Source organism: Thermomonas sp. S9 (genome assembly GCF_024704365.1).
Classification (GTDB): Bacteria; Pseudomonadota; Gammaproteobacteria; order Xanthomonadales; family Xanthomonadaceae; genus Thermomonas.
Genome location: NZ_JAJDFY010000001.1, coordinates 1,768,097 through 1,792,101, shown reverse-complemented (window position 1 = coordinate 1,792,101; position 24,005 = coordinate 1,768,097). Strand labels below are relative to the sequence as shown.

Annotated in this window: 21 protein-coding genes and 5 pseudogenes; all 26 read right to left on the bottom strand. The window is 71.5% G+C overall.

Translation table 11 applies throughout. The features are described 5' to 3' along the window. Positions 1-53: 53 nt before the first annotated feature. Positions 54-566 (bottom strand): chemotaxis protein CheW, encoded by a 513-nt coding sequence (locus tag LJB71_RS08925; RefSeq protein ID WP_259303910.1) that lies wholly within the window; start codon positions 564-566, stop codon positions 54-56. Positions 567-637: 71 nt separating this feature from the next. Next, positions 638-2,687 (bottom strand): annotated as a pseudogene (locus tag LJB71_RS08920) (chemotaxis protein CheA). 20 nt (positions 2,688-2,707) lie between these two features. Beyond that, entirely contained in the window at positions 2,708-3,073 is a 366-nt protein-coding gene (locus tag LJB71_RS08915) for a response regulator (protein WP_259303909.1), read from the bottom strand. Between the two features lie 34 nt (positions 3,074-3,107). Beyond that, the gene (locus tag LJB71_RS08910; RefSeq protein WP_259303908.1) at positions 3,108-3,353 is read right to left on the bottom strand and encodes an STAS domain-containing protein; all 246 of its coding nucleotides are present in this window, start codon (positions 3,351-3,353) and stop codon (positions 3,108-3,110) included. Between the two features lie 102 nt (positions 3,354-3,455). Continuing rightward, entirely contained in the window at positions 3,456-3,896 is a 441-nt protein-coding gene (locus tag LJB71_RS08905; protein ID WP_259303907.1) for a chemotaxis protein CheW, read from the bottom strand. A gap of 480 nt (positions 3,897-4,376) precedes the next feature. Further along, positions 4,377-5,151 (bottom strand): annotated as a pseudogene (locus tag LJB71_RS08900) (ParA family protein). A gap of 109 nt (positions 5,152-5,260) precedes the next feature. Further along, a pseudogene (gene motD, locus LJB71_RS08895) lies at positions 5,261-6,091 on the bottom strand (flagellar motor protein MotD); the annotation flags it as partial. A gap of 13 nt (positions 6,092-6,104) precedes the next feature. Then, positions 6,105-6,845, bottom strand: a complete 741-nt coding sequence (locus tag LJB71_RS08890) for a flagellar motor protein (protein ID WP_259303906.1) — start codon at positions 6,843-6,845, stop codon at positions 6,105-6,107. A gap of 10 nt (positions 6,846-6,855) precedes the next feature. After that, positions 6,856-8,672 (bottom strand): annotated as a pseudogene (locus LJB71_RS08885) (chemotaxis protein CheA). Positions 8,673-8,674: 2 nt separating this feature from the next. After that, positions 8,675-9,295: a protein phosphatase CheZ gene (locus LJB71_RS08880; protein WP_259303905.1), complete on the bottom strand. Its 621-nt coding sequence runs from the start codon at positions 9,293-9,295 to the stop codon at positions 8,675-8,677. After that, positions 9,292-9,684, bottom strand: coding sequence for a chemotaxis response regulator CheY (cheY, locus tag LJB71_RS08875; RefSeq protein ID WP_259303904.1), 393 nt, complete (start codon positions 9,682-9,684; stop codon positions 9,292-9,294). Before cheY ends, LJB71_RS08880 begins: the two co-directional genes overlap by 4 nt. 90 nt (positions 9,685-9,774) lie before the next feature. Next, positions 9,775-10,524, bottom strand: coding sequence for an RNA polymerase sigma factor FliA (locus tag LJB71_RS08870; protein ID WP_259303903.1), 750 nt, complete (start codon positions 10,522-10,524; stop codon positions 9,775-9,777). Next, positions 10,521-11,381, bottom strand: coding sequence for a P-loop NTPase (locus LJB71_RS08865; protein ID WP_259303902.1), 861 nt, complete (start codon positions 11,379-11,381; stop codon positions 10,521-10,523). Before LJB71_RS08865 ends, LJB71_RS08870 begins: the two co-directional genes overlap by 4 nt. After that, complete coding sequence (flhF, locus tag LJB71_RS08860) at positions 11,368-12,915, bottom strand: flagellar biosynthesis protein FlhF (protein WP_259303901.1); 1,548 nt, start codon at positions 12,913-12,915, stop codon at positions 11,368-11,370. The genes LJB71_RS08865 and flhF overlap by 14 nt, the downstream gene beginning before the upstream one ends. A 44-nt stretch (positions 12,916-12,959) precedes the next feature. After that, a complete protein-coding gene (gene flhA / locus LJB71_RS08855; protein ID WP_259303900.1) occupies positions 12,960-15,050 on the bottom strand; it encodes a flagellar biosynthesis protein FlhA in 2,091 nt (696 codons plus the stop codon). Next, positions 15,047-16,189 (bottom strand): flagellar biosynthesis protein FlhB, encoded by a 1,143-nt coding sequence (flhB, locus tag LJB71_RS08850; RefSeq protein WP_259303899.1) that lies wholly within the window; start codon positions 16,187-16,189, stop codon positions 15,047-15,049. Before flhB ends, flhA begins: the two co-directional genes overlap by 4 nt. Positions 16,190-16,193: 4 nt before the next feature. Next, positions 16,194-16,934 (bottom strand): flagellar biosynthetic protein FliR, encoded by a 741-nt coding sequence (fliR, locus tag LJB71_RS08845; RefSeq protein WP_259304774.1) that lies wholly within the window; start codon positions 16,932-16,934, stop codon positions 16,194-16,196. A 56-nt stretch (positions 16,935-16,990) separates the two neighbouring features. Beyond that, positions 16,991-17,260, bottom strand: a complete 270-nt coding sequence (locus tag LJB71_RS08840) for a flagellar biosynthetic protein FliQ (RefSeq protein WP_259303898.1) — start codon at positions 17,258-17,260, stop codon at positions 16,991-16,993. 73 nt (positions 17,261-17,333) lie between these two features. Next, complete coding sequence (gene fliP / locus LJB71_RS08835; RefSeq protein WP_259303897.1) at positions 17,334-18,179, bottom strand: flagellar type III secretion system pore protein FliP; 846 nt, start codon at positions 18,177-18,179, stop codon at positions 17,334-17,336. Then, a complete protein-coding gene (fliO, locus tag LJB71_RS08830) occupies positions 18,176-18,574 on the bottom strand; it encodes a flagellar biosynthetic protein FliO (RefSeq protein ID WP_259304773.1) in 399 nt (132 codons plus the stop codon). Before fliO ends, fliP begins: the two co-directional genes overlap by 4 nt. Positions 18,575-18,679: 105 nt before the next feature. Then, the gene (gene fliN, locus LJB71_RS08825; RefSeq protein ID WP_114960404.1) at positions 18,680-19,018 is read right to left on the bottom strand and encodes a flagellar motor switch protein FliN; all 339 of its coding nucleotides are present in this window, start codon (positions 19,016-19,018) and stop codon (positions 18,680-18,682) included. Further along, on the bottom strand, positions 19,015-20,010 hold the full coding sequence (gene fliM, locus LJB71_RS08820; RefSeq protein ID WP_259303896.1) for a flagellar motor switch protein FliM: 996 nt from the start codon (positions 20,008-20,010) through the stop codon (positions 19,015-19,017). The genes fliN and fliM overlap by 4 nt, the downstream gene beginning before the upstream one ends. A gap of 13 nt (positions 20,011-20,023) precedes the next feature. After that, the gene (locus tag LJB71_RS08815) at positions 20,024-20,515 is read right to left on the bottom strand and encodes a flagellar basal body-associated FliL family protein (RefSeq protein WP_259303895.1); all 492 of its coding nucleotides are present in this window, start codon (positions 20,513-20,515) and stop codon (positions 20,024-20,026) included. Positions 20,516-20,700: 185 nt separating this feature from the next. After that, on the bottom strand, positions 20,701-22,155 hold the full coding sequence (locus LJB71_RS08810; RefSeq protein ID WP_259303894.1) for a flagellar hook-length control protein FliK: 1,455 nt from the start codon (positions 22,153-22,155) through the stop codon (positions 20,701-20,703). After that, a pseudogene (gene fliJ / locus LJB71_RS08805) lies at positions 22,155-22,602 on the bottom strand (flagellar export protein FliJ). Before fliJ ends, LJB71_RS08810 begins: the two are co-directional and overlap by 1 nt. Continuing rightward, positions 22,599-23,975, bottom strand: a complete 1,377-nt coding sequence (gene fliI, locus LJB71_RS08800; RefSeq protein ID WP_259303893.1) for a flagellar protein export ATPase FliI — start codon at positions 23,973-23,975, stop codon at positions 22,599-22,601. The pseudogene fliJ and the gene fliI overlap by 4 nt, the downstream one beginning before the upstream one ends. Between the last annotated feature and the right edge of the window lie 30 nt (positions 23,976-24,005).

Sequence of the window (24,005 nt, the reverse complement as noted above, 5' to 3'; positions counted from 1 at the left end):
TGCCCGCCGTGCCGGGAGGGCCCACCCGGGAGCCGGCGGGCATCGGGAGGGGATCAGGCGGCCTGGGCCGCCGCCGCGTCCGCCACCAGGCCCATCTCGCTGCTGGTCATCAGGCCTTCGATGTCGAGCAGGATCAACATGCGCTCGTCCAGCGCGCCGATGCCGGTCAGGTAGCGGCGATCGATGCCGGTGCCGACGTCGGGCATCGGGCGGATCTGCTCGCCGGAGAGCTGGACCACGTCGGACACGCTGTCCACCACCATCCCGACCACGCGGTCGGCCACGTTCAGCACGATCATCACGGTGGTGGCGTCCACCTTCGCATCCAGGTGGAACTTCACCCGCATGTCGATGATCGGCACGATGGTGCCGCGCAGATTGATCACGCCCTTGATGTAGTCCGGGGCGTCGGGCAGGCGGGTGACGGCGTCGTAGCCGCGGATCTCCTGCACCTTCAGGATGTCCACGCCGTACTCTTCCTGGCCCAGGGTGAAGGTCAGAAATTCGCCGGCGACCGCGGCATTGGCCGGGAATCCGTGGTGGGAGGGCTTGGCGGATGTGCTCATGGGAGTCCGGATGCAGGCGGGTTCGCCCAGTTCATCGGCCGCGCGCGGCGATCCTTGAGCCGGGGCCTGGGTCAGGCCGCCCTCGGCAGGGCGGTGCGATGGGGCAGGCTGGCGGCGTCCACGATCAGCGCCACCCGGCCGTCGCCGAGGATGGTGGCGCCGGCGACGCCGGGGATGCGGCGGTAGTTGCGCTCCAGGTTCTTCACCACCACCTGCTGCTGGCCCAGCAGCTCGTCCACCTCCAGCGCCAGCCGCTGGCCCTGGCTTTCCACCACCACCGCGATCGGCTGCGCGTCGGCGCCTGCGCGCGCCGGCCGCAGGCCGTACTGGGTGGCGAGGTCGAGCAGGGGCACGTAGTGCTCGCGCACGCGCAGGACGCGCGCATCGCCGGCCACGGTCTTGATGTTCTCCGGGGCGGGCTGTAGCGATTCGACCACCATGTTCAATGGCAGGATGAACACCTCGCCGCCGACCGAGACGGTCATGCCGTCGAGGATGGCCATGGTCAGCGGCAGGCGGATGGAGATGGTGGTGCCTTCGCCCTCACGGCTGCGGATCTCCACCTGCCCGCCCAGCGCCTGGATGTTCTTGCGCACCACATCCATGCCGACACCGCGGCCGGACAGGTCGGTGAGGGTTTCTGCGGTGGAGAAGCCGGGCGCAAAGACCAGATCCCAGACCTGGGCGTCGCTGGGGTTTTCCGGCACCGGAATGCCGCGTTCGGCGGCCTTCGCCAGGATCTTCCCGCGGTTCAGGCCGCGGCCGTCGTCGCTGACCTCGATGATGATGTGGCCGCCCTGATGGGCCGCGGACAGGGTCACCGTGCCGGCCTCGGGCTTGCCGGCGGCGATCCGCTGCTCGGTGGTCTCCAGCCCGTGGTCGATCGCGTTGCGCACCAGGTGCACCAGCGGATCGACGATCTTCTCGATCACGCCCTTGTCCAGTTCGGTGCCTTCGCCGGAAGTCTTGAGGACGACCTTCTTGCCCAGCCGCGAGGCGATGTCGCGCACCATCCGCGGGAACCGGCTGAACGCGAAGTCCACCGGCAGCATGCGTACCGACATCACCGCTTCCTGCAGGTCGCGGGTGTTGCGGTCGAGCTGCTCCAGCCCGGCCAGCAGCTGCTCGTGCAGGGCCGGGTCGAGGCCGGCCGAGCGCTGCGCCAGCATGGCCTGGGTGATGACCAGTTCGCCGACCAGGTTGATCAGCGCATCGACCTTGTCCACCGCCACCCGGATGGTGGTGTCGGCGGCGTCGTGGCGGCCGCCGCTGCTGGCCGATTCGGCCGCGGCCGTGGCGGCAGGCCGGCTGGGTGCAGGAGTAGCGACAGATGCGGACGCCGCCGCTGCGGCGGGCGGTGCGGCAGAGAGCGGCGGGGCGGGAACCGGCGCGGCCGCGGTCACCGTATTGGCCACCGCGGCGGGAAGCGGCGCGATGGTGAGCCTGCACTGGTCCTCGACCCACGCGAACGTGTCCTCGATGGCCGAGCGCTCGACGTCGCCGACCAGCTGCAGGTCCCAGGCCAGCCAGGCCTCGAACGGATCCAGCTCGCTGAACGGCGGCAGGGCATCGTCGCGGCAGGTGACCTTGAGCTCGCCCAGCTGGCCGAGCTCGCGCAGCATCCGCAGCGGGTCGTTGCCGCTGAGGAACAGCGAGCGCTCCGGCACGAATTCGATCTGCCAGCCGATCGCCGGCGGCGCCGCCGGCGCGACGGTCGCGGCCGCTGCCGCGGCGGCATCGCCGGCCAGCAGTTTTTCCAGCCCGGCGCGCGCCTGCTGCAGCATCGGCTGGTCCACGGCCTCGCCGTGTTCGGCGGCCGCCAGCAGCATGCGCAGGGCGTCCACCGAGGCCAGCAGGGCGCTGATGGCGGGAGCGTCGAGCACGCGCCGGCCGCTGCGCGCCTCCTCCAGCAGGGTTTCCAGCAGGTGGGTGAAATCGGCGATCGCGGCGAAGCCGAAGGTCGCGCTGCCGCCCTTGATCGAGTGCGCGGCGCGGAGAGATCACGTGGATGGTGTCGCCGCTGCCGCCGCCGCTTTCCATCGCCAGCAGCCCGGCCTCCATGGCCGCGATGTTCTCGCGGCTTTCCTCGAAGAAGGTGGCGTGGAAGCGGGAGATGTCCATGTCGGGCCCTGGGGAATGGCTCAGCCGAGCACCTTGCGCACGGTGGCCAGCAGCTGTTCGGGGTCGAACGGCTTGACCAGCCAGCCGGTGGCGCCGGCGGCCCGGCCTTCACTTTTCTTGTCGGTACCGGATTCGGTGGTGAGCATCAGCAGCGGGGTGAACTTGTGGCTGGGCAGCGCACGCAGCTGGCGGATCAGCTCGATGCCGTCCATGCGCGGCATGTTGACGTCGGTGATGACCGCATCGAACTTCTGGGCCTTGGCCGCGTCCAGTGCGGCGATGCCGTCTTCGGCTTCCACCACGCTGTAGCCGCCGCCGGTCAGCGCGAACGCGACCATCTGGCGCATGGAGGTGGAATCGTCAACGATCAGCAGGGTTGCGCTCACGCGGGTTCTCCGGAGTCCTTGTCAACGCCCAAGCTTACCGCCAGCGCAAGCTGGCGTGCCGCTTCCACGAGCGTGGGCGAGGGGAGTGTGATGGTGGTCGAAAGTCCGCGCGCGGCGCGCCGCGGATGAAGGCGTGCAGCAGTTGCAGGCCGGCGGTATGCACGCGCCGCACCTCGGCGCCGGACAGCTCCAGCGTCGCATCGTCCAGGTGCGATTGCAGGGTGGCTTGCAGGTCGGTCACCTGTTCGATGCCCAGGTCGGCTTGCAGGGACAATGGCATGTCGAATCTCGGAAGTGGCGCTGGCCCAGACCGGTTAACGGCGCCGCGACGGGCGACTTGAGGCGGGCGCCGGAAGCATGCCGGAGCGCATGTTTCCGGCGTTCATTCAAACACCGCGGTGGCGTCCAGCAGGACCGTGGGCGGGGCGCCGGGCGTGCGCGCGATGCCCATGCTGGTGCGGTCGCGCAGGCTGGCGGCGGTAGGTTCGATCTGGCGGGCCTCCAGGGTCACCACATCGGTCACGGCGCTGACCAGCAGCCCGGCCAGCTCGTCGTGGTGCTCCAGCACCACGATCCGCGTGCGCTCGTCGATCCCGGCGGGCTGCCGGCGCAGCCAGCGGCCGAGATCGTGCACCGGCACCACCCGGCCGCGCAGGTTCATCACCCCCAGCAGCGAGGGCGGGGCGCCGCGCATGGCGATGATCGGCGCCAGCCGCACCACTTCCTGCACGCGCAGCAGTTCCACCGCGTAGCGGTCGTTGCCGATCGCCACCCGCAGCCAGCGCTGCCCGATCGGGGGCGGCGCGGCGCGTACCGACGGCACCGCCAGCGGCGGCGAGTAGGGCGCTGGCGCGGCCTGCCCATCGGCGGCAGGCGCTGCGTCCGCCGCGGGTGCAGGCGGCAGGGCGGATTGCGGCTCCGGCCCGGATGCGGTTCCAGGCGCCGCTCCTGGCACGGCATCGGCCTCGATTTCGACTTCTGCTTCGGCCTCGGCCTTGGTCTCGATTGCGGCAGTGGGGCATGCCGTGGATCCGGTTTCGGGGGGCGGCGTCGACGTCGGCGTCGGATTCCGCCGGGGCTTCCACGGCGGATATGTCGGCCGATTCGGACGCTGGCGCAACGGGCGGCTCACCGGCCATTTCCGGTGCTGCCCCGGGTTCGCGGGTGCCGGCGGCCTGCGCGGATTCCACGGTCTCCGCTGCGTGCGCGGGTTGCGCGGGTGGCAGCCCGAGCAGGGCGTCGAGGTAGGCGTCCACTGGCGGGTCGGCCGGCAGCACGGAGGATTGCGGCAACACGATCTGGCTCATGCGGCGGCCTCCTGCGGTCTGGCATCCGCGGTGTCCAGCAGCCACTGCAGGGCATCGCGGTAGGCATTGATGCCGCGCCCGGCCAGATGCCGGGGCTGGGTGGCCAGGCTGGCGGCGTCGCGCAGGCGGGTGTCCACCGGGATCGGCCACGGGCAGACGGAAATGCCGGGATAGGCGTTCAGGTGCTCCAGCGTTTCATGAGCTGGTGCGGGTGCGGCGGTCGTACAGGGTCGGCAGGATCTGCCGCAGCAGCGCCCGCCCGCGCGAGCGCTCCACCATCGCCGCCGTGCGCAGCATGCCTTCCAGCCCGTGCAGCGCCAGCGGGTCGGTCTGGGTGGGCACCAGCAGGCGGTCGCAGGCCGCCAGCGCGTTCACCAGCAGCAGGCTGAGCGTGGGCGGGCAGTCCAGCAGGGCGAAATCGTGGTCGCCGTCGGCGCCTATCAGGGCGCGGTGCAGGGCCAGGCCCAGCCCGGGCTGGGTGGCGCTGCGGCGCTCCAGGGTGGCCATCGCGGCCTGCGCGGCGACCAGCTGGATGTCGGCCTGGCCGGTGGCGCGGGCCACGCGGGCGATGGATTCGCCGTTGAACAGGTCGAAGGTGCCTTGCGGCGGCGGCTCGGCGGCGATCCCGAAGGCACGCGACAGCGAGCCGTGCGGATCCAGGTCCACCAGCAGCACGCGCTGGCCGAGATCGGCCAGGCAGCGCGCCAGGCACAGCGCGCTGGTGGTCTTGCCCACGCCGCCTTTCTGGTTGGCGATCGCCCAGATCCGCATCAGGGGACTCCCTTGAGACTTTTGCGCGCGCGGCCGCGCCCGGCGCGCTGGAGGAACGCGCGTCCAGGCCCTGCATCACGCTGTCCACGCTCTCGGCGGCGGCCAGGATCACCAGCTCCACCCGGCGGTTGCGGCTGCGGCCTTCCGGCGTGGCGTTGTCGGCGATCGGCTGGTATTCGCCATAGCCCATCGCCGCCAGCCGCGTGGGGGCGATGCCGACGGCGATCAGTTCGTACACGACGTTGATGGCACGCGCGGACGACAGGTCCCAGTTGGAGCGGAACTGGGCGGTGCGGATCGGCTGGTCGTCGGTATAGCCCTCCACCCGCACCGCGTTCGGTGCGTTGCGCAGCACGGTGCCCAGCTTGCGCACGGTGTCCAGGGCGCTGGCGGTGGGGGTGGCCACGCCACTGGGGAACAGCAGGTCGCTCTGGATTTCCACTTCCAGGAAGTTGCGGCCGCGGCGCACGCGCACCAGGCCGCTCTGCACCAGTTCGGACAGCGCCTGTTCGATCTGGGCGGCCAGCGCCTGCAGCTGCTGCTGGTCGCCCAGCCCGCCGCTGCCATTGCCCTGTGCGGCGGCGGCCGGGGCACTGGGCTGGTCGAGGCGGTCACGACGGTGCAGCGGCATCGGGACTTCCACCGGGACGGCCGGGGCGGGGCCGCGGCGGGCGCCGGTATCGATCACCGAAGGATGGTCGAAATCACCGCCGCGCAGCTGCACCTGGCCGACCTGGATCGGCCTGATCGAGCGCGGCGCGCCGCCGAACGCGGCGGACAGCGAGTCCGCCACCACCCGGTACTTGCCCTCGTTGAGCGAGGAAATCGCGTACATCACCACGAAGAAGGCCAGCAGCAGGGTGAGCAGGTCGCCATAAGGGATCGCCCAGGCTTCGTGGTTGAGGTGTTCTTCGTGCGGGTGGAGGCGTTTGCGGGCCATGTGGATGGCCTCTTCAGTGCACGAAGCCGGCGAGCCGGCTTTCGATGTTGCGCGGGTTCTCGCCCTCGGCGATCGCGATCAGGCCCTCGATCAGCATCTCGCGCTCCACTTCCTGGCGGTGCACGATGCCCTTCAGCTTGGACGCCATCGGCAGGAACAGCAGGTTGGCCGAGGCAATGCCGTAGATGGTGGCGGTGAACGCGGCGGCGATGCCGTGTCCGAGCTTGCTGGGGTCGGCCAGGTTCTTCATCACCGCCATCAGGCCGAGCACCGCGCCGATGATGCCCAGGGTGGGGGCGTAGATGCCCATGCCCTCGAAGACCTTGGCGGCGGCGATGTCGCGCTTGGTATGCGCATGCGATTCGATGTCCAGCATCTGCCGGATGGTGTCGGGTTCCACCCCGTCCACCACCATCTGCAGGCCCTTGCGCAGGAACGGGTCGGACTGCTGCTCCAGCAGCGGTTCCAGCGCCAGCAGGCCCTGCTTGCGGGCGATGCTGCTCCACTCGACCATGCGCGCGATCAGCCCGCCGGTCTCCTGCGGTGGCGGGCGGAATACCCAGACAGAAATCCGCAGCGCGCGCCGGAAGCTGTGCATCGGGGTCTGCAGCAGGATCGCCGCGATGGTGCCGAGGATGACGATGGTGAAGGCGGCTGGCGACCACAGGCCGCTGATGCCGGCTCCCTTCAGGACGCTGCCGCCGACCAGGGCGACGAGGCCCAGGAGCGCGCCGATGATGCTGAGGATGTCCATATACCCATCGCTATCGGCCGCGCGAGGCTCCGCTTGAGCAGGCTCCGCTTGCGCCGCGTTGCGCCGGGCCGAGCAGGGCGTCGACGTCGAGGATCATCGCCATCCGCCCGTCGCCGACCAGGCTGGCGCCGGCGTAGCCGGGCAGGCCGCGCAGGCTGCGCGGCAGCGCCTTGATCACGACTTCCTCGCGGCCCAGCACGCGGTCCACCAGCAGACAGAAGCGCTGCTCGCCGGATTGCAGGACCACCCCGCGGGTGGCGTCGTCGCCGCCGCGCGGCAGGCCCAGCCAGTCGCGCAGCGACAGCACCGGCATCGGCCGTTCGCGCAGGTCGAGGATCTTCTGGCCGTCCATCCACAGCAGCTGTGCCGCGTCGTGGGCGATCACCTCCAGCACCCGCACCAGCGGCAGCGCGTACACGTCCTGGTCGAGCTCGACCAGCAGGGTCGGCAGGATGGCCAGGGTCAGCGGCACCCGGATCACGAAGCGGGTGCCTTCCCCGATCTCGGAGAAGATCTGCACCTGGCCGGAGAGCTCGCGGATTTTCGACTGCACCACGTCCATGCCGACCCCGCGCCCGGACAGGTCGGACACCTCGGTGCGGGTGGAGAAGCCGGGCAGGAACAGCAGCGACAGGCATTCCTCCGGAGACAGCCGGCCGGCGGCCTCGGCGTCGATCACGCCCTTGCGCACCGCGCTGCGGCGGATGTTCTCCGGGTCGATGCCGGCGCCGTCGTCGCTGACCTCGATCGCGACGTGGTCGCCTTCCTGCTGCGCGGACAGGCGCACCCGCCCGGCCTCGGGCTTGCCGGCGGCGCGGCGCGCCTCGGGCATCTCGATGCCGTGGTCGATGGCGTTGCGCACCAGGTGCACCAGCGGGTCGGCCAGGGCCTCGACCAGGTTGCGGTCGAGCTCGGTCTCGGCGCCTTCCACCACCAGTTCGACCTGCTTTTTTCAGCTGGCGGGCGACATCCCGGGCCAGCTTCGGGAAGCGGGTGAACACCCGGCTGACCGGTTGCATGCGCGCCGACATCACCGCGCCCTGCAGGCGGGCGGTGACGGTGTCCAATGCGGTCACTGCGCGGTCCAGGGCTTCGTCGCGCACGCCGGGGCGCAGGGTTTTCAGGCGGTTGCGCGCCAGCACCAGCTCGCCCACCAGGTTGACCAGCGCATCCAGCCGGCGCACGTCCACGCGCACGGTCTGCTCGGCTTCGGCGGCGATGGCGGTGGGCTTGTCCGCAGCGGCGGGTTTGGCGGGCGACGCCGGCTTGCCGGCGTTCGCCGCAGGTGCGGCGGGCTTGGCAGGCGTGGCGGCCGCAGGCGCTGGCGGAGTGGCGCCGGGGATGCCGCCGACCCCGTGCAGGCTGTCCAGCAGGGCGTCGAAATCGAGGTCGTCGAGGTTCTCGGGGATCTCGAACGCCGGGGCCGCGGCGGCGGTGGGCGCCGGCGCCTGCCCGCCGCGCACCTGCTCGAGCAGGGCGGGATCGATTTCCTCCAGCGCCTCGCCGCGGGCGAGTGCGTCCAGCATGTCCAGCAGCTGGTCCACCGCGCGCTGGGCGCCGTCGAAGGCCGCCGCATCCAGCGCGCGCGCCGCTGCGGGCGGCATCGATGCGGTCCTCGAAGGCATGGCACAGCGCCACCATCGGCGGCAGGTCGAGGAAGCCGGCGCCGCCCTTGATGGTGTGGAAGCCGCGGAACACGGCGTCCAGGGTGGCGCGATCGTCGGGGTCCTGCTCGAGCGCGACGACCTGCTCGCCCAGGCGGTCCAGGATCTCGCGCGCCTCGATCAGAAAGTCGGCGCGCGCGTCGTAGCCGCCCTCCGAGGCCATGGTCAGATCCCGAGTGCGGCCAGCAGGTCGTTGGCCTCGTCCTGGGTCGCCGCCGGGGTATCCACGCCCGAGACCGCCGGTCCGTGGCCCTTGCCGTCGTTGGCATGCATGGCCTGGATGTCGCCCAGGCCGGCCTGCAGCGAGCGGATCAGGTGGATCACGCGCTGGATGATCTGGCCGGTGAGGTCCTGGAAGCTCTGCGCCTCGACCATCGCGGACAGGCGGGTGCGGATCGCCTCCACCGTGGCGGTGTGCTCGGAGCCGAAGGTGGCGAGCAGGCCGCGGCATTCATCGGCCAGGTCCAGCGTGCGCATGCTGGCCTCCTCGGTCATCTTCACCACGTGCTCCAGCCGGCTGCAGGCATCGGGCAGGCTGCCGGAGGCGCTGGCCTGCGCGGCGGCCGGCATGCGCGCGTCGATGGTGCGTTCCAGCTCGTCCAGCTCGCGCGCCAGCTTGACCAGGCTCTCCACCACCGGCTGCCGGCGCCATTCCAGCAGGGAGTCGAGGTGACGGCGCCAGGCATCGGCATCGCCCGCTTCCAGCGCGGACATCGCCGCGTGCAGGCGCCCGATCACGTCGGCCTGGCTGGCAGGGATCGCCGGCGGGGGCATGGGCATGCTCATGCCACTTTCTCCATGCGCTCGAAGATCTTGTTGAGCTTGTCCTCGAGGGTGGCGGCGGTGAACGGCTTGATGATGTAGCCGTTCACGCCCGCCTGCGCGGCCTCGATGATCTGCTCGCGCTTGGATTCGGCGGTCACCATCAGCACCGGGATCTTGGCCAGCGCGGCGTCCGCGCGGATCGCCTTCAGCAGCTCGATGCCGGGCATGCCGGGCATGTTCCAGTCGGTGATGACCAGGTCGAAATGGCCCTTGTGCAGTTCGATCAGCGCGGTCGAGCCATCGTCGGCCTCGGCGGTGTTGGTGAAGCCGAGGTCGTTGAGCAGGTTCTTGACGATGCGGCGCATGGTCGAGAAATCGTCAACGATGAGGATGCGGATGCCCTTGTCCATGTCGAATCCTGTAGGTGTGCGCAGTGGCTATCGGCCGCCTGGCCGAAAACTTGATGTGACGGGCTGACCGAAACGCGAAGCGCGGCCGGGTCAGTCTTCGCCGTCGTCCAGTTCCCCGCGCCAGTCGGTCAGGCGTGCGCGCAGGCGCAGCATGGCCTGGCCGTGGATCTGGCACACCCGCGATTCGCTGACGTTGAGCACCGAACCGATCTCGCGCAGGTTCAGCTCCTGCTCGTAGTACAGCGAGAGCACCAGCTTCTCGCGCTCCGGCAGGTTGTCGATGGCCTCGCCCAGCGCCACCCGGAATGCGCTCTGCTCGAACCGGCGGGCGGGGGTGGCGTGGTCGTGCTGGCCCAGGCGCGGCTCGCCATCGTGCTCCTCGACGTATTCGTCCAGGCTCAGCAGCTGGCCGCGCGCGGCGTCCTGCAGGACCTGGTGGTAGTCGTCCACGCTCATGCCCAGCGCGGCGGCGATTTCCTGGGCGGTGGCGGCGCGACCCTCACGCTGCTCGATCGCGCGGGTGGCGGCCACCACGTCACGGTAGCGGCGGTGGACCGAGCGCGGCACCCAGTCGCCGGCGCGGATGGCGTCGATCATCGCGCCGCGGATGCGGATCGAGGCGTAGGTCTCGAAGGTGGCGCCCTGGTCGGACTGGAAGTTCCGGGCGGCTTCGAGCAGGCCGATCATGCCGGCCTGGATCAGGTCGTCGACCTCGACGCTGGACGGCAGCCGCGCGGCGAGGTGGTGGGCGATGCGGCGGACCAGCTCCGAGTGCCGCGCCACGATGGCAGCGGCATCGCCGTTCTGCTGGGCACGGTATTGGGCGGCCCCGGTATTCATGCGCAGGTGCTCCCTTGCGCGGCGATCAGCCGCTCGGTGAAGAACTCGACGTGCCCGCGCGGACCCTGCGGCGCCTGCCACTGGCTGATCCTGGCGGCAAGCTCGCGGAACGCCAGCGAGGCCGGCGCGCCCGGGAAGGCATCCACCACCGGTTCCTGGCGCTGCACCGCCACCCGCAGCCATTCATCGCGCGGGATCGCGCCGAGGTAGGACAGGGTGATGTCGAGGAAGCGCGAGGTGACCCGTTCCAGCTTGTCGAACAGGGCCTTGCCCTCGGTGGGGTTGGCCACCTGGTTGGCCAGCACCTCGATCCGGTTGACCCCGCGGTCGCGGCTGAGCACCTTCGCCAGCGCATAGGCGTCGGTGACCGAGGCGGGCTCGTCGCAGACCACCAGGATCACGTCCTGCGCGGCCTGGCAGAAGGTCAGCACGCTGTCGGAGATGCCGGCGGCGGTGTCCACGACCATCACGTCCAGCGGAATGTCGAGCTGCGAGAACGCGTTCACCAGCCCGGCATGCTGCTGCGGCAGGAGTTCGGTCATGTGGCGTTTGCCGGAAGCTGCCGGCACCACCAGCAGCCCGCGCGGGCCTTCGATGATGGTCTCGCGCAGTTCGCAGCGGCCGGCGAACACGTCGGCCAGGGTCAGGCGCGGCGACAGCCCCAGCATCACGTCGGCATTGGCGAGGCCGAGGTCGGTATCCAGCAGCAGGGTGCGCTGGCCGGCCAGCACCATCGCCATCGCCAGGTTGATGGACACGGTGGTCTTGCCGACCCCGCCCTTGCCGCCGGTGACGGCGATCACGCGCGGCGCGCTGGGGGCGGATGGCTGCGGGCGGGAGGGCTCAGGCGAGTGCATGGTGGCCGTCGTCAAGGTGAGGGGTAGCCGCCGGCGCGCGGCGCGGGAACTCGAGGGCATCGGCCAGGCGGGTGGCGTCCGCCAGGGCGATGTCGTCCGGCACGCACTGCCCGGCGGTGGTGTAGGCCAGCGGCAGGCGATGGTGCGCCAGTACCGACAAGGCTGCACCCGGACGGGTGGTTTCGTCCAGCTTGGTCAGGATGGCGCCCTCCGGCGCGGCCGGGCGGTAGCGCCGCAGCAGTTCGTCGAGGTCGGCCGGATGCGCGTTCGCCGGCAGCACCAGCAGGCTGCGCACATTGCTGGCGGCGCGCATCCACAGAATCTGGCGCAGCAGGGCGCGGTCGCGCAGACCGTGGCCAGCGGTGTCGATCAGCACCAGCGGATAGTCGGCCAGCTGCTCCAGCACCCGCGCCAGCGCGTCCGGGCCTTCCGCGTCGCAGACGGTGATGCCCAGCCGCCGGCCCAGCACGTGCAGCTGCTCGCGGGCGCCGGCGCGGGCGTTGTCGGCGCTGACCAAGGCCACGTCGCGGGCACGGTGGCGGGCGGCGTAGCGGGCGGCGAGCTTGGCGATGGTGGTGGTCTTGCCGGCGCCGGTCGGGCCGAGCACGGCGAGAATGCCGCCGGCCTCCAGCGTTTCGTCGGGCAGCACCGGCAGGTGCGCGGCCAGCGCGGCACGCAGCGGCGCGGCGATCGTCTCCGGCGCCAGCGTCGGGTCGATGGCGGCGGCGACCTGCTGCGCCAGCGTCTCGTCGCAGCCGAACGCGGCCAGCGCGTCCAGCGCCGCCGCCCGCGCCGGCGCGCCGCGCAGGCGTTCGCCCGCCAGCTGGCCGAGTTCGCGTTCGATGATCTTGCGCATGGCCGCCAGTTCGGCGCGCATCGCGGCCATCGCGGGGTCGGGCTCGACACTGCGCAGAAGCGGGCCAGCGGGCGTGGCCGTACGCGGGGAGTCCGGCGCGGTCGCGGCCGGGGCATCCGCCGGCACGCCCGCCGGCCTGTTCGGCGGAACTTCGGTCGCGGCGGTCGTGGCCTGTGCCGGCAAGGCGGCGGGCACGGGGTGCGGTTCGGCAGCCGACACCGCGGCGGCGTCGCGCGGGCCCTTCAGCACCGCCATCACCTGTTCCAGGCGGCTGGCCGGGCGCTCGCTGGTGGTTGGCGCGGCGCGCGCGGCGCGCGCGGGAACCGGCTCGCCATCCACATGGAAGACCGCGCGGCCCTGCCCGCGTTCGGGCAGGCGCGCGCGCAGCACGGCGGCGAAGTCCTCCGGGGCGGGCGAAGTGCCGGTCGCGGCGGTGGGAGCGGGCGAGGCCGGCGCGGCGGGCGCCGCAGGGGCGGCCGGGGCGCGCGGCGCCTCGGGCGCGCCGATCGTGCGCAGGGCCTGCTGCACCACGGCTTCGTCGTAATCGGTGGCGGCCACCACTTCCACCCCGGCGCTGGCCTGCCGGCTGGACAGGATCACCGCATCCGGCCCCTGTTCCTCACGCACCATCCGCAGCGCGGTGCGCATGTCGGGGGCGTTGAAACGCTTGATTCTCATAGTGCTGCTCCGCTGCGGACCTGCTCATTGGCGGGCATGAGCCCTCATCCGATCGCACCCAGCAACCGCAACCGTTTGTCTTCCGGCACTTCGCCATAGGCCAGGACCGACAGCTGCGGGACGCTGTGACGCACCAGCCGCGAGATGGCGGCGCGGATCCCGCCCGGGACCAGCAGGATCGCGGGTTCGCCGCGTTGCTCCTGACGGGTCACGCACTCGCTGAGGTTCTGGTGCAAACGCTCGGCGAGCCCGGGTTCCAGCGCGGCCCCTTGGCCGTTGACCGAGTCCTGCAAGATGCGTTCCAGCTGCGGGGCCAGGGTGAACACCGGCAGCTCCGGCGCCATGCCGTTGAGCTCCTGCACGATGAAGGCGCCCAGCGCCACCCGCACGGCGGCGGTCAGGGTGGCCGGGTCCTGGGTGTGGATGCCGTGCTCCAGCAGGGCTTCGACGATCCGCCGGATCTGCCGCAGCGGCACCTTCTCGGCCAGCAGCGACTGCAGCACCTTCACCACCACCGACATCGGCAGCAGCTTCGGCGTCAGCTCTTCGACGAGCTTGGGCGACGCCTTGCCGACGCTCGCCAGCAGCTGCTGCACTTCGTCGTGCCCCAGCAGCTCGGCCGCCCGTTCGCGCACCACGTGCGACAGGTGGGTGGCGACCACGGTGCCGGCATCGACCACGGTATAGCCCAGCGATTCGGCGTGCGCGCGCTCGCTGGGCAGGATCCATACCGCATCGAGCCCGAACGCCGGGTCCTTGCCCGGGATGCCGTCCAAGCGCCCGAACACCCGGCCCGGGTCCAGCGCCAGCATGCGGTCGGGGTACAGTTCGCCGCTGGCCACCGGCACCCCGTGCACCAGGATGCGGTACTGGCCGGCGGCCAGTTCCAGGTTGTCGCGCACGTGCACCGCGGGGATCAGGAAGCCGAGGTCCTGGGTCAGCTTGCGGCGCACACCCTTGAGCCGGGTCAGCAACTCGCCGCCCTGGCTCTTGTCCACCAGCGGGATCAGCTTGTAGCCGACCTCCAGCCCCAGCGGCTCGGCCGGCGCTACTTCGTCCCAGCTCAGCTCCGCCAGCGCGGTGCCGCCCGGGCTGGCGGCGGCCGCGTCCGCCGCGGCCTGTGGGCCGGCCTCGGCCGTATCGCGCATGCGCCAGGCCGCGAACCCGAGCGCGCCGGCCAGCAGCAGGAACGGCAGGTTGGGCATGCCCGGCACCAGCCCGATCAGGCCCAGCAGGCTGGCGGCCACGGTCAGGGCGCGGCGCTGTCCGAACACCTGGGTGCTGACCGCGTCGCCCATTTCCTGCTCGCGGGTGGCGCGGGTCACCAGCATCGCCACCGCGGTGGACACCAGCAGCGCCGGCAGCTGCGCCACCAGGCCGTCGCCAATCGCCAGCAGGGTGTAGGTCTGCATCGCCTGGGCGAAACCGAGGCCGTGCTGGAGCATGCCGATCAGCACGCCGCCGACCAGGTTGATCGCCAGGATCAGCAATCCGGCGATGGCATCGCCGCGCACGAACTTGCTGGCGCCGTCCATCGAGCCGTAGAAGTCGGCCTCGTTGCGCACTTCCTCACGCCGCAGCCTGGCCTCGTCGCGCGTCAGCAGGCCGGCGTTGAGGTCGGCGTCGATCGCCATCTGCTTGCCGGGCAGGGCGTCGAGGATGAAGCGCGCCGACACCTCGGAGATGCGCCCGGAGCCCTTGGTCACCACCACGAAGTTGATGATGGTGAGGATGGCGAACACCACGATGCCGACCGCGTAGCTGCCGCCGACCACGAAATTGCCGAACGATTCGATCACATGACCGGCGGCCGCGCCGCCCTGGTGGCCGTGCAGCAGCACCACGCGGGTGGAGGCCACGTTCAGCGACAGCCGCAGCAGGGTGACCATCAGCAGCACGCTGGGGAAGATCGAGAACTCCAGCGGCCGGCGCACGTACACCACCGCCAGCAGCACCATCAGCGACAGGCCGATGTTGATGGTGAACAGCGCGTCCAGCAGGAACGGCGGCAGCGGCACCACCACCATCGACAGCATCGCCAGCACCACCACCGGGGCGGCGGCGCCGGTGCGCACGGCGTGGCTGATCGCGGCCAGGGCGCCGGACTGCGGGCGGTCGTCGGGCAGCGTGCTCATCGCGGTGCCTGCCCGTCATCCAGCGCCGGGTCCAGGGTCACCGCGGGCAGGCGCGGCATCGGCCCGTGCTTCGGGTGCCAGCGGCGCAGCTGGAACACGTAGGACAGCACCTGCGCCACCGCCGCGTACAGCGCGGCCGGGATCTCCTGGTCCAGCCTGGCGTGCCGGTACAGCGCGCGCGCCAGCGGCGGCGCCTCGACCTGCGCCACCCGGTGCGCACGCGCGATCTCGCGGATCTTCAGCGCGATCTCGTCCACCCCGGTGGCCACCACCTTGGGCGCGCGCATCTTGCCCGGCTCGTACTTCAGCGCCACCGCGTAGTGGGTCGGGTTCACCACCACCACGTCGGCTTTCGGCACCGCCTCCATCATCCGCTGCTGCGCAAGCCGCTGTGCCAGCTGCCGGATCTTGCTCTTGACCTGCGGGTTGCCCTCGTTTTCCTTGAACTCGTCGCGGACTTCCTGCTTGGTCATCTTCAGTTTTTCGCGCCACGACCAGCGCTGGTAGGGCACGTCGATCGCCGCCAGCAGGGCCATCGAGCCGACCATCGCCGCCAGCGCGTGCAGCATGAAGCCCAGTCCGTCGGCCACCGCCTGCTCGATCGATTCCTGCTGCAGCGAGGGCATCGCCACCAGCGCGCGATGCACCACCCAGTAGCCCACCGCGCCGACCAGCAGGATCCGCAGCAGCGAGCGCAGCAGTTCCACCTGGCCTTCGCGGTTGTACATGCGGGCCAGCCCGGCCGCCGGGTTGAGGCGGCCGAAATTCGGCTGCAGCGCCTGCCCGCTGAAGCGCAGGCCGCTCATGATCGCCGGGGAGATGAAGCAGGCGGCCAGCGCCACCGCCACCAGCGGAAGCGTGGGCAGCACCAGGCCGCCGAGCAGGGTGGCGGCGTGCGTCAGCAGACGGTCCTGGTGCCCGACCAGCGACGGGTCGAACGCCAGCGCGCCGCGCATCCAGCCGAGCGAGGCGCGCGCCACGCCCGGCCCCATCACCAGCAGCACGACCACCGAAGCGCCCAGCACCGCCACGTTGGCCAGCTCGCGCGAGCGCGGTACGTCGCCGCGCTTGCGGGCATCGTCCAGGCGTTTGCTTGTGGGGGCTTCGGTGCGGTCTTCGCGATCGGCGGCTTCGCTCATCGTCTCAATCCGTGACGGCGCGGGCGGCCTCGAATGCCTGCCCGAACAACGCCTGCACTGGATCAAGCAACTCGCGTGCCAACACCACCAGCAGGGCCAGGCCCACCAGCAGGGCCACCGGCATGCCGATCTGGATCGGGTTGAACTGCGGCGCCGCGCGCGACAGCACGCCCATCACCGTGTTCACCGCCAGCATCGCCACCGTCACCGGCAGCGATAGCAGCACCGCGGCGCGCAGCACCGCCGGGAAGAACGCCGGCAGCACCGACAGGAAATGCGACAGGTCCGCCAGCGGCCTGCCGATCGGCTGCGCGCGGTAGCTGTCGGCCAGCAGCTGGATCAGCGCCACGTGCGCGTTCAGGCTGAAGAACACCAGCCCGAAGATCAGGTAGAACCAGGTGGACAGCACCGGCACCTGGGTCTGGTTGGCGGGGTCGGCCATGGTGGCGAACGACAGCGCCATGCCCTGCGAGGCGAACTGCCCGGCCAGCATCCCGGCCTCGAACGCCAGCTTGATCAGCAGCCCGATGGACAGGCCGATGGCGAATTCGCGCAGCACGTTGAGGGCGGTGGCGGCATCCACCGCGGCCGGCGGCGGGGGCGGCAACATCCCCGACAGGGCGGCCGCCAGCACCAGGGTGAACAGCATGCGCGCGCGCCGCGGCACGCCCTTGCCGCCAATCGCCGGCAGCACCTGCATGGCGGCGCCGATCCGGATGGAGTGCCAAAGGACCGTCGCCAGCATCCCGAACAGGTTGAACCCGTCGGCGGTGGTGAGGGTGACGGTGTCCACGGCCGCGTTCAGCCGATCAGGTGCGGGATCTGCTGGAACAGCTCGGTGGTGAACGAAACCAGCCGCCCCAGCAGGAAGTGCCCGGTCAGCGCCAGGGTGGCGACCAGCGCACCGACCTTGCACACGAAGGCCACGGTGGGCTCGTTGATGGAGGTGGCGGCCTGCAGGATGCCGACCACCACGCCGGTGCCGAGTACCGCCAGCAGCAGTGGCGCGCCCAGCAGCAGCGCCAGTTGCAGGCCTTGGGAAATCTGCGCAAGGGCCATTTCGGGGGTCATGCGGGGGCTCCGTGGGGAAGCAGGCGGCGCCGGCGGGTGGATGCCGGCCGGAAAGCGGACGTCGGCGCGGCGGTCATATCGGATTGAAGCTGCCGGCGAGCGAGCCGACCACCAGCACCCAGCCGTCCACCAGCACGAACAGCAGGATCTTGAACGGGGCCGAGATCAGCATCGGCGAGAGCATCATCATGCCCATCGACATCAGCACACTGGCCACCACCAGGTCGATGATCACGAACGGGATGTAGATCAGGAACGCGATCTCGAACGCGGTCTTCAGCTCGCTGGTCAGGAACGCGGCCGCCAGCACGCCGAACGGCACGTCCTGCGGGGTGGCGTAGGGGCCGCTGCCGGACATCCCGGCGAAGGTCATCAGGTCGTTCTCGCGCACCTGCGCCAGCATGAAGGCGCGGAACGGCGCCGACGCCGCGGCCCAGGCGCTGCGGAAATCCATCTGGTGGTCCAGGTAGGGCGCGATGCCCGCGGTCCACGCCTGGTCCAGCACCGGCTGCATGATCATCGCGGTGAGGAACAGCGCCAGCGCCAGCAGGATCTGGTTGGACGGCGTCTGCCCGGTGCCCAGCGCCTGCCGCAGCAGGCTGAGCACGATGATGACGCGGGTGAACGCGGTGATCCCCAGCAGCAGCGCCGGCAGCAGGGTGATGCCGGTCATCAGCAGCAGCACCTGCATCGGCATGCTGACCGGCTCCTTGCCGATCTGGCCCACGGTCACCGCCGGCAGATCCGGCAGTGGCGCGGCCGCGGCCGGGGCGGTGGCCGCAGCGGTGGCGGCTGGGGCGGCAGCTGTCGTTTGCGCCAGCGCGGGCACCGCGCAGGCCAGCAGCACCAGTGCGATCAGGGCCAGCAGGCCGCGTCGCCAGACGCCGGCCGCCGCAGGCGCGGGGGAGTGCCGGTTCATGCCTGCTTCCTGAAATGCTGGGCCAGCACCTGCGCGAATGGCGAGGCCGCCGCGGGGGCAGGCGCTGCCTCCGGCAGGGGCTGCGCGAGGGTGTGCAGCAGGCGGGTGCCCGAGGCACCGCTGGACAGCAGCAGCTGGGTGCCGCCGACTTCCACCACCAGCAGACGCTCGCGCGCGCCCAGCGCCAGCGAGGTCACTACCCGCAGCCCGCCGTGGCGTGCCTGTGCGAAGCCGGGCATGCGCCGCGCCAGCCAGGCCAGGCCGAAGATCAGGCCAAGCACCAGCGCCAGCGCGAACAGGGTGCCGCCGAGGGTGCCGGCGGCGCTGGGCGCGGCGGGGGCATGCGCGGGCTGCAGCGCCAGCGCATGGGTCTGCGCCGGGCGCGGCGGCAGCATGGCCGGCTGGGCCGTCGCGGGTGCGGCGGGCGCGGGCTGGCTGGCGGCCATGCCGTCGCCGGCGGCGGGGGCGGGGGCGGGGGTGGCGTCCTGCATGGCGGGGGCTCAGCGCAGGCGCTTGATGCGTTCGGCCGGGCTGACCACGTCGGTCAGGCGCACGCCGAAGCGGTCGTTGACCACCACGACCTCGCCCTGCGCGATCAGGGTGCCGTTGACGTACACGTCCAGCGGTTCGCCGGCGCCGCGCTCGAGTTCCACCACCGAGCCCTGGTTGAGCTGCAGCAGGTTGCGGATCGGGATGCGCGCGCGCCCGACTTCCAGCGACAGCGAGACCGGGACATCGAGGATGACCTCCAGGTTGAGGTCGCTGCCGTTGCCGGTGCCGGCCTCGGCGGTGAGCGGCTCGAAGGCGGCGCGGGTCGGGTCGTTTTCGGTCGTGCTCATGGCGTGGCCTGGGAATCCTGGTTGGAACGAAGGGTGTGCACCGCGGTGATCTTCACCGCGTTGCGTCCGTTGTGGACGCCGAATTCACCGGAGAACAACGGCAGGTGCTCGACCTGCAGCGGCACCTCCTGCCGGATGTCCAGCGGGATGACGTCGCCGACCTTGAGCCGGCTCAGTTCGCGCAGGCTGATCTGGCGCTCGGCCAGCACGCTGCTCAGTTCCACCTCGGCGTCCTGCAGTTGCGCGCGCAGCGCGCGCGTCCAGCTCTCATCCTTCTCGACCCGGTCGCTCTGCACGCCGGCGTCCAGCTGGTCGCGGATCGGCTCCAGCATCGCCCACGGCAAGGCCAGGTGCAGTTCGCCGCCACCGCCTTCCAGATCGACGTGGAAGCGGGAGACCACGATGTATTCGCGCGGGCTGATGATGTTGGCGAAGTGCGGGTTCACCTCGGAATTGAGGTATTCGAACTCCACCGGCATCACCGGCGCCCACGCCTCGGTGAAATCGGCGAAGGTCTGCTTCAGCAGCAGCTGGATCACCCGCATCTCGGTAGGGGTGAACTCGCGGCCCTCGATCCGGGTGTGGTACTTGCCGTTACCGCCGAAGAAGCTGTCCACCACGGTGAACACCAGGCGCGGCTCGAACATCACGATGCCGGTGCCGCGCAGCGGTTTCATCTTCACCAGGTTGAGATTGGTCGGCACGTGCAGCGAATGCATGTATTCGCCGAAACGCACCATGTCGACGCCGCGCACCGACAGGTCGGCCGAGCGCCGCAGCAGGTTGAACAGGCCGATCCGCCAGGTCCGCGCGAAGCGCTCGTTGACCATCTCCAGGGTCGGCAGGCGGCCGCGGATGATGCGTTCCTGGGTGGCGAAATCATAGGCGCGCACCTCGCCCGGGGCGGGCGGCGGCTCGGTGTCCACCACGCCGCTGTCGACGCCGTGGAGGAGGGCGTCGATCTCGTCCTGGCTGAGCAGGTCGGAACTCATCGCGGCATCCTGGTCACTGGATCACGACACTGGTGAACAGCAGCGCATCCACCTTGTCGGCGGCGTGCTGCGCTTTCAGTACCGAGCGCACCTCGTTGAGCGCCTGCGCCTGCAGGCGTTCCTTGCCGGCGCGCCCGGCGAGCTGTTGCGAGGTCTGCTGCCCGAACAGCAGCAGCAGCCGGTTGCGGATCAGCGGCGTGTGCAGCGCGATCGCCGCGGCGGTATCGGCGTCGCGGGTCTGCAGTTGCACGTCGGCCTGCAGGTACTTGACGGTGTCGGCATCCGCCAGATTGACCACGAAGGCGGGGTCCATCGCGATGTACTGTGCCGGCGGCAGCGGCTTGGGCCCGGAGTGCGCTGGCTTCATGAAGAAGAACGCGGCGCCGCCGCCAGCGGCCAGCACCACCAGGATCAGGATGATCCACAGCAGCTTTCCGGATTTCTTCGGCGGCGGGTTGGTCGCGGGCGCAGCGGTGGCCGGGGCTGGTTTTGCGGGGGCTGCCACGGGTGGTTCGTCCTTGGGATGGCGTTGGCCTGCATCATGCAAACGCCATGCCGCAGGCGAACCAGCAAGCGCCCGGAGGGCGCGCATGCACGGCTACCCGCGGCCGCCCGTTGCGGCAAACGCGCGCATCCACCGGATTGCGGCGGGCGGGATGTGCCCGGGGCGCCGGCGCCCGAACGCCGGCGTCAGGCGTATTCGTCGAGCAGGCCGCGGCCGCGACGGGATTCCGGCGGCCGTGGCGCGGTCGCCGTCGGTTCGCCTTCTGGCGCACTGCCGCTGCCCGTGGCGCCGGCGCCACGCCGTCCCTGCGCCTGCGCCTGGCCCTGGCCGACGCCGGCATGCGCCAGCTGCAAGCCCTGCTGCCCCAGCAGCTCGCGCAGGCGCGGCAGGCTGGATTCCAGCGTCTGCCGGACCTCGGCATGCGGGCTGTGGAACTCGGCGCGCACCTCACGGCCCTCCACCTGCACCCGGATGTCGATTGGCCCCAGATGTTCCGGCGCGACCCGGATCTGGGCGTGGCCCAGTCTCTGCGCTGCCATCCAGGCCAGATGGTCGCCGAGGCGGTCGTCGTAGCCGGCGGTGGGATCGCCCGGCTGTGCCAGCGGCGCGGCCGGCGCCGCCGGCGTGGGCGCGCTGGCGGGCGTGGCGTGCAGTGCGGTGGCGGCCAGCATCGCCGGGAAATGCACGGCGCCGGGGCCGGGCGCCTCGCCGCTGCCGGCCTCGGAGGCGGCGGTACGCGGCAATACCGTGACCCCTTCCAGTGCCTGCAGCAGCGCGACCGGATCGGTCGGCGCGTCGGAAGCCGGCACCGGGCCGGATGTGACCATCGTGACCGATGCCGGGGGAATGGCGGGATGCGCCGGGAGCGGGATATCCGCCTGGAAGGCGGGCGGGATCGGCACGGCAGGCCCGTTGGCCGCCGTGGGCGGCCACGGCATCGGCATGCCCGGCGGCACTGACAGGGTGCCCGCTGTGGCTGCCAGCAGGCGCGGGGCCTCCGTCGCCGCGGGCGGGATGATCCCGGGCGACGCGGTGCGCAGGATCGGCGGCAGCCGGCGGGTGGCGCCGTCGTCGCCCGCACCGCGCAGGGCTGCGGGCAGCGCCGCGGTGTCGTCGGCCTTCGCGCTGTCGGCGACGCCCGAGCGCAGGGCGGCCTCGACCGTATCGGCGACGGCATCCCGGCGCAGCCCGGGCAGTTCGGGGCGCGCGGTGGGATGGGCGGCGACGCCCGCGAGCGCGTCCGGCACGGCCTGCGGGGAGGTGACAGGGCCGGCCGGCAGCGCATTCGGTAAAGACGTGGAGGGCATGGCAGCGGCGGGCTCGGCGGCGGCCTGCCATCCCGGCATCTGCGCCAGCATCGCCATCATCGGCGCCACGTCGTCGGATACCGCCTCGGTACCGGCGGCGGATGCGGCCGGCTTCGCGGGCAGGCGCCTGCCGGAGGCGGGCGGCGCGGGAACGCTGGCCGGCGCGTCTGCCTGCGCCGAGGGCTCGGCGTCCAGCAATTGCTGGAACGCGCCGGCCACCGGCGCGTCAGCGCCAGCAGCGTCGCCAGCGGCCTCGCCGGCCTGCAGCTTGCCCGCCGCCGTCACCAGCGCCAGCGGCCCGGTGGGAAGCGGCAGGCTGGCGGGTTCGCCCATCACGGTTCGCCCGCCGCGCGCGCGGCGCGCGCACGGCGACCGCCGAGGTCGTCCAGCTCGCGCTGCTCGCGCTGGCTGGCCACCCGCTGCTCCTCGCTGCGGTAGCTGGCGGCCAGCTGCTCCAGCACCTTGTTGTCACGGCTGGCCAGCAGCAGGCGGGCGCGCTCGATCTCGCGGTTCTGGCGCGAGACATCCACCGCCTGCGCCTGCTGTTGCAGGGCGACGTCGAGCTTGGCGCGGAACGCCACGTGGTTGGCCAGCATCGCCGGCGCCAGGGTGCTACCGGCGGGGGCCGGGGCATAGGCTGTCGGCATACTGCTTCAGCAGGTCCAGCCGCTGCTGCTGCTCGTGCAGCGCCTTGTCGCGCTCGGCCAGTTGCCTGGCCACCGCGTCCTGGCGTTGCTGGGTGACGCGCAGCAGTGGATCGAGGCGTTGCGAGCGGGTCATTGTGCGATCTCCGGGGTCCCGTCGAGCAGGCGGGCGAGGGCATTGCGGCTGGCTTCGACATCGGCCGATTCGGTGACGTCCTGGGCCAGGAACTGCAGGATCTGCGGCCACAGCGCCAGCGCGTCGTCCACCAGCGGGTCGTTGCCACGCTGGTAGGCGCCGATGGCGATCAGGTCGCGCTGGGCGTTGTAGGCGGCCATCAGCTGCTTGAGGCGGCGGATGCGGGCGCGCCAGGCCGGGTCGGTGATGTCCTGCATCACCCGGCTGACCGACACTTCCACGTCGATCGCCGGGTACAGGCCGGCGTCGGCGATCCGGCGGGTGAGCACGATGTGGCCGTCCAGGATGGCGCGGGCGGCGTCCGCGATCGGCTCCTGCTGGTCATCGCCTTCGGTCAGCACCGTGTAGAACGCGGTGATCGAGCCGCGGCCGTCGGCACCGTTGCCGGCGCGTTCCACCAGCGCCGGCAGGCGCGCGAACACCGACGGCGGATAGCCGCGGGTGGTCGGCGGCTCGCCGACCGACAGGCCGATCTCGCGCTGGGCATGGGCGAAGCGGGTGAGGGAGTCCATGAGCAGCAGCACATGCAAGCCCTGATCCCGGAACCACTCGGCAATCGCGGTGGCGCGCAGCGCGCCGTGCAGGCGCGCCAGCGGCGGGCGGTCGGCCGGGGCGGCCACCACCACCGCACGGCGCAGGCCTTCGGGGCCCAGCGTGCTTTCCACGAAATCGCGTACTTCGCGGCCGCGTTCGCCGATCAGCCCGACCACGATCACGTCGGCCGCGGTGTAGCGGGTCATCATGCCCAGCAGCGTCGATTTGCCGACGCCGGAACCGGCGAACAGGCCGACGCGCTGGCCGCGGCCGATCGGCAGCAGGGCGTTGATGGCGCGCACGCCGACGTCCAGCGAACGGGTGATCGGCTCGCGCATCAGCGGGTTGATCTGGGTGCCGGCCAGGCCGACGAAATCCTCGGCGCGCAGCGGCGGGCGCCCGTCCAGCGGCACGCCGTCGCTGTCGATCACGCGCCCCAGCAGGCCTTCGCCCACCGCCACCTCGGCGCGGCTGGAGCCGGTGATGACGCGCGCGTTCGGCAGCAGGCCGGACAGGTCGGAGGTGGGCATCAGGAAGGTGCGGTCGCCGGCGAAGCCGACCACTTCCGTGTCCACCCAGCGGCCGCCGCTGGTCTCCACGCTGCAGCGCGCGCCCAGCGGCGCCTCGCAGCCGGTGGCTTCCAGGGTCAGGCCCACCGCGCGCCGCAGCACGCCTTCGCGGACCATGCCCATCGCCTCCAGGCGCGGTTCGGCCGCGCGCAGGCGCGCGGCCAGCCGCAGGTTGCGGGCGTCATCCCATTGCGCGGCGGCGATGCTCATCGGTGGCCTCCCGTCCGAAACACCGAGTCG

Bases quoted from the DNA above. Each gene is read 5' to 3' on its own strand.
- LJB71_RS08925 (WP_259303910.1), bottom strand. From the start codon at position 566: ATGAGCACATCCGCCAAGCCCTCCCACCACGGATTCCCGGCCAATGCC.
- LJB71_RS08910 (WP_259303908.1), bottom strand. From the start codon at position 3,353: ATGCCATTGTCCCTGCAAGCCGACCTGGGCATCGAACAGGTGACCGAC.
- LJB71_RS08890 (WP_259303906.1), bottom strand. From the start codon at position 6,845: ATGGACATCCTCAGCATCATCGGCGCGCTCCTGGGCCTCGTCGCCCTG.
- LJB71_RS08880 (WP_259303905.1), bottom strand. From the start codon at position 9,295: ATGAGCATGCCCATGCCCCCGCCGGCGATCCCTGCCAGCCAGGCCGAC.
- cheY (WP_259303904.1), bottom strand. From the start codon at position 9,684: ATGGACAAGGGCATCCGCATCCTCATCGTTGACGATTTCTCGACCATG.
- LJB71_RS08870 (WP_259303903.1), bottom strand. From the start codon at position 10,524: ATGAATACCGGGGCCGCCCAATACCGTGCCCAGCAGAACGGCGATGCC.
- LJB71_RS08865 (WP_259303902.1), bottom strand. From the start codon at position 11,381: ATGCACTCGCCTGAGCCCTCCCGCCCGCAGCCATCCGCCCCCAGCGCG.
- flhF (WP_259303901.1), bottom strand. From the start codon at position 12,915: ATGAGAATCAAGCGTTTCAACGCCCCCGACATGCGCACCGCGCTGCGG.
- flhA (WP_259303900.1), bottom strand. From the start codon at position 15,050: ATGAGCACGCTGCCCGACGACCGCCCGCAGTCCGGCGCCCTGGCCGCG.
- flhB (WP_259303899.1), bottom strand. From the start codon at position 16,189: ATGAGCGAAGCCGCCGATCGCGAAGACCGCACCGAAGCCCCCACAAGC.
- fliR (WP_259304774.1), bottom strand. From the start codon at position 16,934: ATGCTGGCGACGGTCCTTTGGCACTCCATCCGGATCGGCGCCGCCATG.
- LJB71_RS08840 (WP_259303898.1), bottom strand. From the start codon at position 17,260: ATGACCCCCGAAATGGCCCTTGCGCAGATTTCCCAAGGCCTGCAACTG.
- fliP (WP_259303897.1), bottom strand. From the start codon at position 18,179: ATGAACCGGCACTCCCCCGCGCCTGCGGCGGCCGGCGTCTGGCGACGC.
- fliO (WP_259304773.1), bottom strand. From the start codon at position 18,574: ATGCTGCCGCCGCGCCCGGCGCAGACCCATGCGCTGGCGCTGCAGCCC.
- fliN (WP_114960404.1), bottom strand. From the start codon at position 19,018: ATGAGCACGACCGAAAACGACCCGACCCGCGCCGCCTTCGAGCCGCTC.
- fliM (WP_259303896.1), bottom strand. From the start codon at position 20,010: ATGAGTTCCGACCTGCTCAGCCAGGACGAGATCGACGCCCTCCTCCAC.
- LJB71_RS08810 (WP_259303894.1), bottom strand. From the start codon at position 22,155: ATGGGCGAACCCGCCAGCCTGCCGCTTCCCACCGGGCCGCTGGCGCTG.
- fliI (WP_259303893.1), bottom strand. From the start codon at position 23,975: ATGAGCATCGCCGCCGCGCAATGGGATGACGCCCGCAACCTGCGGCTG.